Source organism: Halomonas sp. G15 (assembly GCF_021282295.1).
Taxonomy (GTDB): domain Bacteria; phylum Pseudomonadota; class Gammaproteobacteria; order Pseudomonadales; family Halomonadaceae; genus Halomonas; species Halomonas alimentaria.
Window position 1 is genome coordinate 1 of record NZ_JAJSPA010000038.1, and the last position, 12,568, is coordinate 12,568.

Below are 12,568 nucleotides of genomic sequence, written 5' to 3' on the forward strand. Positions count from 1 at the left end.
GCAGCTTGGTGACCACGGCTTGCCGGCGCTCCTCTGAGTAACGAGGCATGAGTGTCTCCTTTCGCCCCCTGATCGATTTATAGGAACAGGGTATCAGAGGGCACGACAGTCATCCTGACACTGGGGGGAGGTGCATCCATGAGGTTCCCGCAGGCTTTTCGTCTCGTGGCATGGGCCGCCATTGCACCGCTTCTGCTGGGGGGCTGCTCGATAGTGCGCGAGTTCGGCCCAGTGGTTGAAGTTCATACCCTGACTGCCAGGGAGGCTATCGAACTCAAGCGCGGCGACATTCTGACACGCGGCAAGCTCAGCGATGTGACTGCCCAGACGATCAGGGTGGCAGCATTGGATGAGCAGGCATGCGAAAAACCGGTCTCCTCGGCGTGCACCGAAGCCCTGGCTGCCGTGACGGGGGTTGCCACGGATAGACGCCTGGCTGCTCTGTCCGAATTATGGCTGGCACAGGCCATGGAGTCTGGCCCCGAACAACAAGCCGCCTGGCTTGAGACGGTCCGTTATGCCTATGCCTACCTCTTCCACGGCGACCATACCCCGGGTGAGCGAGCCTTCGAGGATCGCCAGACACAAGTACGGGATTGGTATAACTATGCGGTCGAACGTGCCGCCTCCACGATGTTGGAAGTTCTGCATCAAATGCCTACGCAGTTGCCAGCGCAACCCCGCTGGGATATTGCAGGTTGGGAGCTACAGTTGGATATGCGCGGTGAGCGCTTGCCGGGCAGTACGGCGGTTCCCGACGAACTCCTGCCAGCCTCATCCCTGTCTTTCCGCGGAATGCGCAGCCTCTACCGGCGCGACGGTTTCGGAGCCGAACTGGTGGCTGTCATGCCGGATGCCCCCTTGACTTCTGCCCCTACCCGGGAGGGGAGTCCATCGGCCAAGCACAGTCAGCACCCTCTGCCCTGGAGCGAGATGTCCTCGTCGCCTATGACGGTTCTACTGCACCCTGACGGAGACGACTTGGACAGCGTGCTGCATACCCGTACCGCTCGCTTGACGGTGCATGATCCCTATGAGGAATCGGCTATCATGCTGCACGGCCAACGTGTGCCGCTGGCAGCCAATTTCACGGCCGGCTACGGCTTATGGCTGGCCCGTGCTAACTTCAATCGCCAGTCGTTACGCAGCCTGCTTGGGCGAGAGGGTGGCATCGACCGCCCGCACGTCTACCTGATGCAACCCTACGATCCGAACAGACGGATCATCGTCATGCTGCATGGATTGGCCAGCAGTCCGGAAGCCTGGGTGGAGCTCGCCAACGAAATCCAGGGCGATGAAAACCTGCGCCAGCATTACCAGATATGGCAGGTCTACTACCCGACCAACATGCCGATCGCCTTAAACCACGCGGCGATTCGCAAGGCGCTCGAGGATACGCTGGCCCACTTCGATCCTTCCGGCCAGGCACCAGCATCATCCGACCTGGTGCTGATAGGGCATAGCATGGGCGGCGTTATCGCGCGGTTGATGGTGTCATCAACCGATCAGTCGCTGGTGCAGCTGGCCAGAGATCGCGGTCGGCTAACGCCAAAGCAGATCGAACGCATAGATCCGATGTTGCGTTTCGAGCCTTTTCCGCATGTCAGCCGCGCCATCTTTATTGCAGCACCGCACCGGGGCACGTCGATCGCGGGAAAACCCCTGGGGCGATGGATGGCGGGATTCATTCGATTTCCTGTTACGGTGCTCGAAGAGCTCGCCCACACACTGGTACCCGATGCGGCGGCCAGCAGCCCTGAAAGCCTAGGAAATATTCCCAATAGCATCGACAACCTCGATGAAAATGATCCTTTCGTGCGCACGGCGGCGAACTTTCCTATTTCTGCTCAGGTGCGCTATCACTCGATCGTAGCAAAGGCCAATGCCGACGTGCCGATCGAGGATTCCGATGACGGCCTTGTGCCTTACCACAGCGCCCACCTTCCCGGTGCACAGTCCGAGAAAGTCATTGTTTCAGGGCACAGCGTGCAACAGAGCGCGGCCGCGGTACTGGAGATCCAGCGCATTCTCAAAGACGACATGACCAAACGGAAGGAACGCCTTCACTGATCGGTACACTAGCGGTACACATCTCAGTTTGGTGTGGTATCTTCAGCTTTCGCTAAGCTGCTGATATTGAAGAATTGTACCTTTCGCTCTGTTGCGGTTAATTTCCTGTAACTAACAAGGGTTTATTCCTTCATAGGCGAACTCATAATCCCTTGGTCGCTGGTTCGAGTCCAGCTGGGCCCACCATCGCTGCATTTCAAGAACACCAGTCAGCCCACCCCCATGGCCGCGACGTCCTTGGCAGAGTAGAATTGCTATTAGCAAGCTATCTACCTTCCGAGCGATCCATCCCATGGGATGCGGCGCTCCGGCTGACGCACCACGACTACAAGAATCCCGCTTGCCTCCCCTGACACAGCGCCACGGCCTGCGATGCCGCTGGTGTAGTTCCACCGTGCCGCAGGTCCGGCACATGCCCTGTCAGAGGAGACCTTCCCCATGCCTCGCCCGACGCGCCCCGATCCCGGCACCGCCATGCACGCTCTGATTCGTGAGATCCGTACCCGCGTTCCCTTCGCCACACCCGGGTCGAGCCTGTGTCGAGGCCCCTGCCGGGGCTGCTCGAAGAAGCTGCTGGAGTTCCTCGATACCGAGCTCGAGGAGTGGGAGGGCCGCCTGGAGGAGGGCGAGATGCCGCGCTTCGGCGACCTCAAGCGACTGGAGAAGCTGGCCACCAAGGTGATGGCGGCGCTGCGCAGGAACGGCCTGGTCGCCTGAGCTTCCGCTCCCGTGCGCCTGGAGAATGGGGAACCTGTCCCACCCTCGCGATGGCGTAATGAACTTCTGGCCTGGTTTGCTATCATTGATAGCATGATGATGATTCAGGAGAACCGGCATGGCCAGCATCACGATTCGTAACCTGGATGATGCGCTGAAGGCCGAGCTCCGGCTGTCGGCGGCGCGCCATGGGCACTCCATGGAAGAAGAGGTGCGCTTGATCCTGCGCCGTGCGCTGGCGACAACACCTCAGCAGGGATTAGGCAGCCGAATCCGGCAGCGCTTTGCCGAAGAGGGCGGGGTTGAGCTGGAAGTACCGAGCCGCCAGCAGCGCCCACGGGCGGCGGAGTTTGAAGAGTGATCGTACTGGACACCAATGTGCTCTCCGAGCTGATGCGCCCTTCTCCCGAGCCGCGCGTGGTCGCTTGGCTGGACGCTCAAGAGGCTTCGTTTGTGTCCATCACGGCGATTACCGTTGCCGAGATCCTCTACGGCATCCAGCGCTTGCCGGAAGGGCATCGCAGGCGCGCCTTGGCGTCCGCTGCTGCCGCCATGTTCGAGGAGGACTTTGCCGGCCGTATTCTTCCCTTCGATGCCGAGGCGGCGGTTTGCTATGCCGAGTGCGTCACCGTGAGTGAACGAATGGGCAGGACGGTACAGATGCCGGATGCCCAGATCGGGGCGATCTGCCTCTGCCACCAGGCGGTGCTTGCCACGCGCAATACCAAGGACTTCGAGTCCCTGGGTGTCCAGCTGATCGACCCTTGGCAACAGGCGTAATCGGGGAGTACGACGACTCCCTGGACTCCCCGGCGTCAGCCCCTTCGCAACTTGAGGATATCCGCGACGGTGTAGTCGCCCGGGTAGCGAACGAAATCGCGCTCCTTCCGGTCGGCGCCATACATCGCCATGCGGTCGGCCAGTTCGTTGCCCTCCACCCCGGCATGCCCCTTGACATGGGCGATGGTCACCTTCGACTTCAGGCTTTCGTAGAGAGCGTAGGTGGGCTGGATGATCTCGGGATTCTTGATTGGCTGGCCATCGGCCTTTTTCCAGCCGCGCTTCTTCCAGCCGCCGGCCCACTTGGTGATGGCATTGATGGTGTAGGTGGAGTCGCAGTGGATCCGCACAGAGGCTCCCCGGGCGATCTCCTCCTGGGCGACCAGCAGGGCCTGGCGCAAGGCGTTCAACTCCGCCGTGTTGTTGGTGCCCGCGGGGTTGTAGAGGCCATACCAGAGCTCGGCGAGCTTGCCGTCACGGTAGATCACCATGCCTGAACCAGCATCGCCGGGGTTGGGCTCACAGGCACCGTCGCAGTAGATCTCCGTATCGTAGGTCTTGTCAGGGGCGGAAGAGGTGCCCGATGGCGTGGGTGCCTTGCGGCGTGCCGGTCGTTTCGCGGGCGTGCCTGCGGCCTCTCCCTGCCTGGCGGGTGCGCTCCCGCCCGGGCCCTTCGAGAAGGCCGCTTCGGCCGCTTCCCGGGAGGGGAAGGACTTGAAGCGCGCCTTGGGGTAGCCCTTCACCTGGCGGCTGCACTCCTCCCAAGAGGTGAAGATGCCGGTCTGCCGGCCTACCCAGACGACGTAGAACTTGGGGCCCTTGCTGGCTGCCATGACCTGCTCCTTGGCAATAATTCGGCCCGCCATGATACATGACTCGCCCCTTCACGGCCGGGCTTGCCTCAAACCGAGATCAGCACCCCGCCGCCCGCCAGCAGGGCAACTACCGCCCAGGCGGGGAGCTTCCATACGCCGAGCAGCAGGAAGCCGGTGAGCGCCAGGGCGAACTCCCGAGGGCCGAGGATGGCGCTGGTCCACACCGGCTGGTAGAGCGCGGCACCGAGGATGCCCACCACGGCGGCGTTGGCGCCGCGCATCAGCGCCTGGGCGCTGTCCCAACGGCGGAAGCGGTTCCAATGGGGGAGTACCGCTACCAGCAGCAGCATGCCCGGCAGGAAGATCATCACCAGCGCCAAGGCGGCGACTACCAGGCCGCCACCCAGCGGTGACATTACCGAGCCCCCTATCACTGAACCCAAGTAGGCGGCAAAGGTGAACAACGGCCCGGAGATCGCCTGGGCGGCACCGTAGCCGGCCAGGAAGTCGTCGGCACTTACCCAGCCGGATTGCACCACCTCGGCCTCGAGCAGTGGCAGCACCACGTGGCCACCGCCGAACACCAGGGCGCCGGCACGGTAGAAGGCATCCATTACCGCCAGCGTCATGGAGGGCGTGACCCAGGCCAGCAGTGGCAAGCCGACCAGCAGCACGATAAAGGCAAGCCCCGCCACGTGGCCGGTTCGGTGCGAAATGGGCAGCGTCAGGGGATGCGCTTCGGCCTCGGCGTGGGTGCGGCAGAGCAGCATGCCGGCCACGGCGCCGACCACGATGGCCGCCACCTGGCCCAGCGGACCGCTCACCAGTACGACGGTGAACACCGCGGCGAGCGCGATACCGGCACGGCGCCGGTCGGGGCAGAGGTTGCGTGCCATGCCCCACACCGCATGGGCGACGATGGCTACGGCGGTGACCTTGAGGCCGTGGATCAGGCCCTGGCCGATGGGGCCATCGAAGGCGGCGGCGCCCAGGGCGAAGAGCACCAGCAAGATCGCCGAGGGGAGGGTGAAGGCCGTCCACGCCGCGAGCGCCCCCCAGGGGCCGCCGCGCATCAGCCCCAGGGCGAAGCCCACCTGGCTGCTGGCGGGGCCGGGCAGGAACTGGCACAGCGCCACCAGGTCGGCGTAGGCCTGCTCGGTCAACCAGCGGCGGCGCTCCACGAACTCGCTGCGGAAGTAGCCGAGGTGGGCGATGGGGCCGCCGAAGGAGGTCAGGCCCAGCAGCAGGAAGGCGCGGAAGACCTCGTGAATACGGCCCGAAGGGGCCTGGTGGTCGTTCATGAGATGCTCCTTCAACCAGGTGGCAAGCCTGCCAGGGTGCGGGTGAGGAGTGACGATAGCGTGACGGCACGCTGGGTGCGAAGGGGGCGGGAGATCATGTCCCCGGCAGGAACTGGCGGCACAGCGCCGCGACCAGGATGCCGCCGGCGATGGCCGGCAGCGGCTTCTTGAGCGTCAGCATGATCACGGCGGTAGTGAGCAGCGCCAGGCGGGCGCCGGTGTCGCCGGTCACCGCCAGGGGCGCAAGCAGTGCTACCAGCACTGAGCCGGACATGGCGTGGATGAACTGCCGCACCCGGTAGCCGATGGGCACGAAGGACATCACGAAGACGCCGCCCCAGCGCGTCGCCAGGGTTACCAGCGCCATGGCCAGGATGACGAAAAGTGCCCCCATGCCGCCCGTTTCGAGGCTCATTCGCGCTTCCCCCAGGCCAGGCCCACCAGGCCGCCGGCGATGGCGCCCACCACCACATGGCTGTTCTCCGGCAGGTAGTAGAAGGCGAGCAGCGAGGCGCCGGCGGCCACCGTCCAGATCAGCAGCATGCGCAGGTTCTTCTCGCCGCCCACCACCATGGCCAGCAGGAAACAGCCCATCACCATGTCGAGCCCGAGGCTTGCGGGGTCCTGCACTGCTCCACCGACGTTAAGGCCCAGCCAGGTACCCAGCACCCAGAAGCCCCACAGCGCGATCCCGCCGCCCAGCAGCAACCCCAGTCCCGGTCGGCCACGGCCGAAGGCCTGCATGGCCATGGCCCAGTTGGCGTCGGACGCGACCAGCATGATGCCGTAGCGCCGGGCTGGCGAGAGCGATTCGAGCCAGGGGTAGAGGGTGGCGCCCATCAGCAGATGGCGTGCATTGATGGCAAACACCGTTACCAGCAGGGTGAAGAAGGGCACCTGTGGCCCCCACAACTCCAGGGCGGCGAACTGCGAGGCTCCGGCGAAGACCAGGGTGCTCATCAGCACGATCTCCAGGTCGCCGAGCCTGGCCTGGGTTGCCGCCAGGCCGAAGGCAACGCCAAAGACGATGACGAACAGCGAGAGCGGCAGCAGGGCCTTGAATCCCTCCCACACCAGCGCCCGGTCCAGGCGGTAGGGGCTAGCTTCCTTGCGTGTCATGGGGGCTCCTCTACGCCCAGTCGTCCGGGCTTGTTGATATTGTGTTGTTATCAGTTCGCCATCCCTGGCGGCCGGAATCAAGTTGGCCTGGCCGTGGACGGTTGGTACGCCGTGAGCGGCCAGCGAGGATGGCGTCGTCACGCAGCTCCGGGCGCACGATATCGTCCTGGGTCAGGTCGAGCGCGGCGAGGCGGGCGAGCGTGGTGGAACCTTGGCGTTGGTCGCTGGTGGTCTGGGCCAGATGGCTCATGTCGGTCTCCTTTTCCCCTGTCTGGAGGTCGTGGTTCGGCAAGCGCCGACCCAGGGGAGAGGAGCCGTACGCCGCTTTAGCTGCATTTCTATCCCGCCCGCAAGTTGGTGCTTAAATCGGCGGTGACCCGAGGGCCAGATACACAAAACCCGCTTTGCAGATGCTAAAGCGGGCTCTTGGCGTCGCTTTAGCTGGATTTGTAGAGCGCCCGCAAGCTGGGATTCAAATCGGCGCTGGTTTTACGGTACGGCGTCGCCGGGGCGATGTCAAACGCCTTCGGGCCGGGTGGCGAAGCGGGCGCGATGCTGGCCCGGCGTCAGGCCGGTGTGCTTGAGGAACATCTTGCGAAAGGCGCTGGTGTCCTCGTAGCCCACCGCCAGGGCGACCTGCTCCACAGTGTCTCGGCGGTTCTCGAGCAGTTCCCGGGCGCGCTGCAGCCTCAGCTGCTGCAGGTACTCACCGGGGCCAAACCCGGTGGCCTGGCGGAAGCGACGCATCAGGGTGCGTTCGCCCAGGCCGGCGATGGCGGCCATCTCGGCGATGGGGTGACGCTCGGTGAAGCGTGCCTGCAGGTGGTGTTGCAGGCGCAGGATTGCGCGGTCGCCATGGTCCATCGCGGGCCTGAAGCTGCGGTAGTAGCGCTGCTGGCGCTCGCCGGTATCGATCACCAGGAAGCGCCCCAGGGCCTGCACTACCGAGGGTGGCACATGACGTGCGACCAGGTGCAGGCCGAGGTCCACCCAGGCCATCACGCCGCCCGCCGTCACCAGGTCCGACTCCGTGATCAGCAGGGCATCGGTATCCAGGGTGAGGTGGGGGTAGTGGGTGCGAAATTTCTCTTCGAGCTGCCAGTGGGTGGTGACCCGCCGGCCCTCGAGCAGCCCGGCCTGGGCGAGCAGGAATGCGCCGGCACAGGCGGAGCAGATCACCGCGCCGGCGGCGTGCCAGGCACGCAGGGCCTGGCAGAGTTCCGGCTGCGGCTTGAGGTAGGCATCACCCTCCAGGATGGGCGGCACGATAACGATGGCAGGCTGCACCACCTCAGATTCCGACGCGGGCAGCGCCGGGAGCACCTCCACCGTGAAGTGCACCTCGGGGGCCGCCTGCATCTCCTGGAGCAGGCGGTTGGCACTGCCGAACATATCCTGCAGGCCATAAGCCGCCGAGCGAGCGCTGCCGGGCAGTGGCAGGATCACGATCCGGACCTGGCGGGGTGCGATGTCACTTCTTGCCTGCATTATGTCACTCCTGCCACCCGACCGGGTGGGCGATGCCTGTCATGATGCAGGCTCCATCCTCCAAGGAGAACTCCCCGATGAGCGATACCGCCCTGATGATCGTCGACCTGCAGAACGACTACTTCCCCGACGGCAAGTGGCCTCTGGTGGGCATCGAACCGGCTGCCGAGCAGGCCGCCGCCGTGCTCGGGCACTTCCGTGAGCGCTCGCTGCCGGTGGTGCATATCCGCCACGAATTTCCCTCCGCCGAGGCGCCCTTCTTTGCGCCGGGCAGTGAGGGGGCGCGCATTCACGCCACCATGGCGCCGCGGGAATCGGGCAACGAGTCGGTGGTCCTCAAGCACAGCGTCAACGCCTTCCTCGGCACCGACCTGCACGAGCACCTGCAGGCGCAGGGCATCGAGAAGCTGGTGGTGGTGGGCGCCATGAGCCATATGTGCATCGACGCCGCCACCCGTGCCGCCTCGGATCTCGGCTACCAGGTCACGGTGCTGCAGGATGCCTGCGCCACCCACGACCAGACGTTCAACGGCGAGACGGTGCCGGCGGCCCAGGTGCATGCGTCCTTCATGGCCGGGCTGGCGTTCGCCTACGCCGAGGTCACCAACACCGCCGAGTGGATCAAGCAGCACTCATAGCCTTGCCTGGGGGCGTAATCCACCATCATGGGGGATCATTCTTCCAACTTCCGCTTTCCAGGAGTGACCATGCGTATCAATGCGGACTTCACCCGGCGTGCCGTTGTCACGCCGGAGCATCACGAGTGGGTGGCCTCGCCCCAGGGCGGCGTCGAGCGGGTGATGCTCGACCGGGTGGGGGCCGAGAAGGCCCGCGCCACCAGCCTGGTGCGCTACGCCCAGGGCTCCCACTTCCCGCCCCATGAGCACCCCGGCGGCGAGGAGATCCTGGTGCTCTCCGGCACCTTCTCCGACGAGAGCGGTGACTTCCCGGCAGGCTGGTATGTGCGCAACCCGCCGGGCTCCGCGCATCGACCCTCCAGCGAGCCGGGCGCCACCATCTTCGTCAAGCTGTGGCAGATTCCGCCGGAGGACGACCATCACGTCCGCGTCGACACAAACGACCCCGCCGCCTGGCATCGCCAGGGGGAGGGGCGCGAGACCTGCCCGCTGTTCGAGTCCGCCGCCGAGCGGGTCTGCCTGGAGCGCCTGGCGGCGGGGCAGGCGCTACCGCTCGAGGCGACCCGGGGCTTAGAGCTGCTGGTTCTGGACGGCGAGCTCAGCCTCGACGGCGAGGCCCCGGGCCAGACCCTTAGCAAGGGGAGCTGGCTGCGCCTGCCCGTCGGCGACACGCCGCGCCTTCTCGCCGGCGCGGACGGCGTCACCTGCTATCTCAAGCGGGATCATCTGGCGCCCTTGACTGTCGATGCCTGATTGAAGAAGGGCCGCCCCTTTCGGGGCGGCCCTTCTGCACTTCCGCTCGAGTGGCGAGCATCGGCTCAGCACTCGATGGCGTTCACGGCCAGCCCGCCCGTCGAGGTCTCCTTGTACTTCGCCTGCATGTCGGCGCCGGTGTCGCGCATGGTACGGATCACCTTGTCCAGCGAGATGAAGTGCTCACCGTCGCCGCGCAGCGCCATCTGGGCGGCGTTGATCGCCTTCACCGAGGCGATGGCGTTGCGCTCGATGCAGGGCACCTGGACGAGGCCGCCCACTGGGTCACAGGTCAGCCCCAGGTTGTGTTCCAGGCCGATCTCGGCGGCGTTCTCCACCTGGTCGATGGTGCCGCCCATCACCTCGGTGAGACCGGCGGCGGCCATGGCACAGGCGGAGCCCACCTCGCCCTGGCAGCCCACTTCGGCACCGGAGATGGAGGCGTTCTTCTTGCACAGGATGCCTACCGCGCCGGCGGTGAGCAGGAAGTTCACCACGTCGCGCTCGTTGGCCCCGGTCTGGAACTGCATGTAGTACTGCAGTACCGCCGGAATGATACCCGCGGCGCCGTTGGTGGGCGCGGTGACCATACGCCCGCCGGCGGCGTTCTCCTCGTTGACCGCCAGGGCGTAGAGGTTGACCCAGTCCATGGCCGACATCGTGGAGGCGATCAGCGAATGATCGTCCTTGCTGGCCAGCATGTGTCGATAGAGGGTCTTGGCGCGGCGCTTGACGTTGAGCCCGCCAGGCAGGATGCCCTCGGCCTCCATGCCCTTCTTGACGCAGGCCTGCATGGCGCGCCAGATGCTGGCGAGGCCCTCACGGATCTCCTCTTCGCTGCGCCAGGCCTTCTCGTTCTCCAGCATCAGCTCGCTGATGCGCAGGTCGTGCTCGTGACACAGCCGCAGCAGTTCCTCAGCGCTGTTGAAGTCGTAGGGCAGCTGGGTCGTGTCCGCATCCAGGGAGCCGGCGGCGGCCTGGGCCTCGTCGATGACGAAGCCGCCGCCCACCGAGTAGTAGGTGTTGCGGTGAAGCTCCTCGCTATGGCCGTGGGCGATCAGGCGCATGGCGTTGGGGTGGTGGGGCAGGCTCTCCTCGAGCAACTGCATGTCGCGAGCCCAGATGAAGGGCACGCTGTGGCGGCCATCCAGACGCAGCGCCTGGGCCTCCTGCAGCTCCTCGATGGAGGGAGCGATGATGTCGGGATCGATGCGGTCCGGACGCTCGCCCATCAGCCCCATGATCACGGCGTGGTCGGTGCCATGGCCGATGCCGGTGGCGGAGAGCGAGCCGAAGAGCTCTACCTCGACCCTTGCCACGCGGGTCAGTAGGTCGCGCTCCTTGAGTTCGCCGACGAAGTCGTAGGCGGCCCGCATCGGGCCCACGGTGTGGGAGCTCGAGGGCCCCACGCCGATCTTGAACAGGTCGAAGACGCTGATGGACATGGTCGTGAACCTCTTTTGTTGTCTTGGCGACTCGGTGCTACTGCGCCTCGGCTCGCGCCTGCCGCCCTTCGGCGGCGCGGCAGGCGGCCGCGGTGAACAGTACGTCGGTGGAGGAGTTGAGCGCCGTCTCGGTGGAGTCCTGGACCACGCTGATCACGAAGCCGATCGCCACCACCTGCATGGCCACGTCAGTGGAGATGCCGAACAGGCTGGCAGCCATGGGGATCAGCAGCAGCGAGCCGCCGGCCACCCCCGAGACGCCGCAGGCGGCCAGCGCGGAGACCACGCACAGCAGCAGGGCGGTGGGGAAGTCCACCGGGATACCCAGGGTGTTGGCGGCGGCCAGGGTGATCACCGAGATGGTGATCGCCGCGCCTGCCATGTTGATGGTGGCGCCCAGCGGGATGGAGATGGCGTAGGTGTCGGGGTCGAGGTCGAGCCTCTCGCACAGCGCCATGTTGACCGGGATATTGGCCGCCGAGCTGCGCGTGAAGAAGGCGGTGATGGCGCTGCCGCGCAGGCAGGCGAAGACCAGCGGATAGGGGTTCCGGCGCGTCTGCGAGAAGACGATCAGCGGATTGGTGACCAGCGCCACGAACAGCATGCAGCCGACGATCACACCGAGCAGCCGGCCATACTCGAGCAACGCGCCCAGTCCTGCTTCCGCCAGGGTATTGGCGACCAGACCGAAGATGCCCAGCGGGGCGAAGCGGATGACTACGCGCACGATGCCGGAGATCGCCTCGGAGAGGTCGTTGAGCGTGCCGCGGGTAGCTTCGCCGGCGTGGCGCAGCATCAGGCCGAGGCCGATGGCCCAGGCCAGGATGGCGATGAAGTTGGCCTCCATCAGCGCGGTGACCGGGTTGGCAACGGCATTGAGCAGCAGGTTGCGCAGGATCTCGATGATGCCGCCCGGCGGGTTGCCACTGACCTCGGGCATGTCCAGCGTCAGGGTGGTGGGGAAGGTGAAGCTCGCCACTACGGCGACCAGTGCCGCCACCAGGGTGCCGATCACGTAGAGGATCAGCACGCCGCGGATATGGGTGGGCTGCCCCTGGCGGTGCCCGGCGATGGCCGCGGCCACCAGCACGAACACCAGGATCGGGGCCACGGCCTTGAGGGCGGAGACGAACAGCTCGCCGAGCAGCGAGAACGAGGCGGCGAGGTCGGGCGACACGACGGCGAGCAGGATGCCGCAGGCAATGCCGATGGCGATCTGGGTGATCAGGCTCAGACGCAGCAGCGGGCCGAAGAGGGTATTGAGCGTGGAAGTCATCGAGGATCTCTCGGTGGTTGGGTGCTGGCAGAATTATTGTGTGATCGGGCCGGATCAGGCGGCCCTGGCCTTGCAGGCCCCGTGGCGAGGTAGCGCCAGGGGGCCAGTCTTGCGTTGTCGCGGGCGAAATGTGCCCGCGGCGGCTGCCTCACGCAACAGCGGCAGC

Annotated in this window: 14 protein-coding genes; 6 read left to right on the forward strand and 8 right to left on the reverse strand. The window is 65.6% G+C overall.

Annotated elements, in window-relative coordinates; translation table 11 throughout:
• Positions 1–138: 138 nt before the first annotated feature.
• The 4 genes from LWH48_RS14745 to LWH48_RS14760 all read left to right on the forward strand — a co-directional run bounded on the left by LWH48_RS14745 (position 139) and on the right by LWH48_RS14760 (position 3,567).
• A complete protein-coding gene (locus LWH48_RS14745; protein ID WP_232913129.1) occupies positions 139–2,070 on the forward strand; it encodes an esterase/lipase family protein in 1,932 nt (643 codons plus the stop codon).
• Between the two features lie 438 nt (positions 2,071–2,508).
• On the forward strand, positions 2,509–2,787 hold the full coding sequence (locus LWH48_RS14750; RefSeq protein WP_232913130.1) for a hypothetical protein: 279 nt from the start codon (positions 2,509–2,511) through the stop codon (positions 2,785–2,787).
• A gap of 118 nt (positions 2,788–2,905) precedes the next feature.
• Positions 2,906–3,148: a FitA-like ribbon-helix-helix domain-containing protein gene (locus tag LWH48_RS14755; protein WP_232913131.1), complete on the forward strand. Its 243-nt coding sequence runs from the start codon at positions 2,906–2,908 to the stop codon at positions 3,146–3,148.
• Positions 3,145–3,567 carry a type II toxin-antitoxin system VapC family toxin gene (locus tag LWH48_RS14760; protein ID WP_232913132.1) on the forward strand — a complete coding sequence of 141 codons (423 nt, stop codon included), beginning with the start codon at positions 3,145–3,147 and terminating at the stop codon, positions 3,565–3,567. The genes LWH48_RS14755 and LWH48_RS14760 overlap by 4 nt, the downstream gene beginning before the upstream one ends.
• A 35-nt stretch (positions 3,568–3,602) precedes the next feature.
• On the opposite strand, the gene LWH48_RS14765 is transcribed toward LWH48_RS14760, so the two are convergent.
• The 6 genes from LWH48_RS14765 to LWH48_RS14790 form a co-directional block, all read right to left on the reverse strand.
• A complete protein-coding gene (locus tag LWH48_RS14765; protein ID WP_232913133.1) occupies positions 3,603–4,400 on the reverse strand; it encodes a ribonuclease H family protein in 798 nt (265 codons plus the stop codon).
• Positions 4,401–4,468: 68 nt separating this feature from the next.
• Complete coding sequence (chrA, locus tag LWH48_RS14770) at positions 4,469–5,683, reverse strand: chromate efflux transporter (protein WP_232913134.1); 1,215 nt, start codon at positions 5,681–5,683, stop codon at positions 4,469–4,471.
• 94 nt (positions 5,684–5,777) lie between these two features.
• Positions 5,778–6,098, reverse strand: coding sequence for an AzlD family protein (locus LWH48_RS14775; protein WP_161431359.1), 321 nt, complete (start codon positions 6,096–6,098; stop codon positions 5,778–5,780).
• Positions 6,095–6,802, reverse strand: coding sequence for an AzlC family ABC transporter permease (locus tag LWH48_RS14780; RefSeq protein ID WP_161431360.1), 708 nt, complete (start codon positions 6,800–6,802; stop codon positions 6,095–6,097). The genes LWH48_RS14775 and LWH48_RS14780 overlap by 4 nt, the downstream gene beginning before the upstream one ends.
• A gap of 10 nt (positions 6,803–6,812) precedes the next feature.
• Entirely contained in the window at positions 6,813–7,052 is a 240-nt protein-coding gene (locus tag LWH48_RS14785; protein ID WP_232913135.1) for a hypothetical protein, read from the reverse strand.
• 266 nt (positions 7,053–7,318) lie between these two features.
• Positions 7,319–8,290 (reverse strand): GlxA family transcriptional regulator, encoded by a 972-nt coding sequence (locus LWH48_RS14790; RefSeq protein ID WP_232913136.1) that lies wholly within the window; start codon positions 8,288–8,290, stop codon positions 7,319–7,321.
• A 77-nt stretch (positions 8,291–8,367) separates the two neighbouring features.
• Between LWH48_RS14790 and LWH48_RS14795 the strand changes: the two genes are divergently transcribed.
• Positions 8,368–8,928, forward strand: a complete 561-nt coding sequence (locus LWH48_RS14795) for a cysteine hydrolase family protein (protein ID WP_232913137.1) — start codon at positions 8,368–8,370, stop codon at positions 8,926–8,928.
• Positions 8,929–8,997: 69 nt separating this feature from the next.
• The gene (locus tag LWH48_RS14800; RefSeq protein WP_232913138.1) at positions 8,998–9,681 is read left to right on the forward strand and encodes a cupin domain-containing protein; all 684 of its coding nucleotides are present in this window, start codon (positions 8,998–9,000) and stop codon (positions 9,679–9,681) included.
• Between the two features lie 65 nt (positions 9,682–9,746).
• Here LWH48_RS14800 and LWH48_RS14805 read toward each other — a convergent pair whose 3' ends face one another.
• The gene (locus LWH48_RS14805) at positions 9,747–11,126 is read right to left on the reverse strand and encodes an L-serine ammonia-lyase (RefSeq protein WP_161431362.1); all 1,380 of its coding nucleotides are present in this window, start codon (positions 11,124–11,126) and stop codon (positions 9,747–9,749) included.
• A 37-nt stretch (positions 11,127–11,163) separates the two neighbouring features.
• Positions 11,164–12,402 carry a serine/threonine transporter SstT gene (sstT, locus tag LWH48_RS14810; RefSeq protein ID WP_232913139.1) on the reverse strand — a complete coding sequence of 413 codons (1,239 nt, stop codon included), beginning with the start codon at positions 12,400–12,402 and terminating at the stop codon, positions 11,164–11,166.
• Between the last annotated feature and the right edge of the window lie 166 nt (positions 12,403–12,568).

What these genes read in the sequence shown, in the direction of transcription:
- LWH48_RS14750 (WP_232913130.1), top strand. Translation starts at nt 2,509, where the DNA reads ATGCCTCGCCCGACGCGCCCCGATCCCGGCACCGCCATGCACGCTCTG.
- LWH48_RS14795 (WP_232913137.1), top strand. Translation starts at nt 8,368, where the DNA reads ATGAGCGATACCGCCCTGATGATCGTCGACCTGCAGAACGACTACTTC.
- LWH48_RS14755 (WP_232913131.1), top strand. Translation starts at nt 2,906, where the DNA reads ATGGCCAGCATCACGATTCGTAACCTGGATGATGCGCTGAAGGCCGAG.
- LWH48_RS14805 (WP_161431362.1), bottom strand. Translation starts at nt 11,126, where the DNA reads ATGTCCATCAGCGTCTTCGACCTGTTCAAGATCGGCGTGGGGCCCTCG.
- LWH48_RS14785 (WP_232913135.1), bottom strand. Translation starts at nt 7,052, where the DNA reads ATGAGCCATCTGGCCCAGACCACCAGCGACCAACGCCAAGGTTCCACC.
- LWH48_RS14775 (WP_161431359.1), bottom strand. Translation starts at nt 6,098, where the DNA reads ATGAGCCTCGAAACGGGCGGCATGGGGGCACTTTTCGTCATCCTGGCC.
- chrA (WP_232913134.1), bottom strand. Translation starts at nt 5,683, where the DNA reads ATGAACGACCACCAGGCCCCTTCGGGCCGTATTCACGAGGTCTTCCGC.
- LWH48_RS14765 (WP_232913133.1), bottom strand. Translation starts at nt 4,400, where the DNA reads ATGGCAGCCAGCAAGGGCCCCAAGTTCTACGTCGTCTGGGTAGGCCGG.
- LWH48_RS14790 (WP_232913136.1), bottom strand. Translation starts at nt 8,290, where the DNA reads ATGCAGGCAAGAAGTGACATCGCACCCCGCCAGGTCCGGATCGTGATC.
- sstT (WP_232913139.1), bottom strand. Translation starts at nt 12,402, where the DNA reads ATGACTTCCACGCTCAATACCCTCTTCGGCCCGCTGCTGCGTCTGAGC.
- LWH48_RS14745 (WP_232913129.1), top strand. Translation starts at nt 139, where the DNA reads ATGAGGTTCCCGCAGGCTTTTCGTCTCGTGGCATGGGCCGCCATTGCA.
- LWH48_RS14800 (WP_232913138.1), top strand. Translation starts at nt 8,998, where the DNA reads ATGCGTATCAATGCGGACTTCACCCGGCGTGCCGTTGTCACGCCGGAG.
- LWH48_RS14780 (WP_161431360.1), bottom strand. Translation starts at nt 6,802, where the DNA reads ATGACACGCAAGGAAGCTAGCCCCTACCGCCTGGACCGGGCGCTGGTG.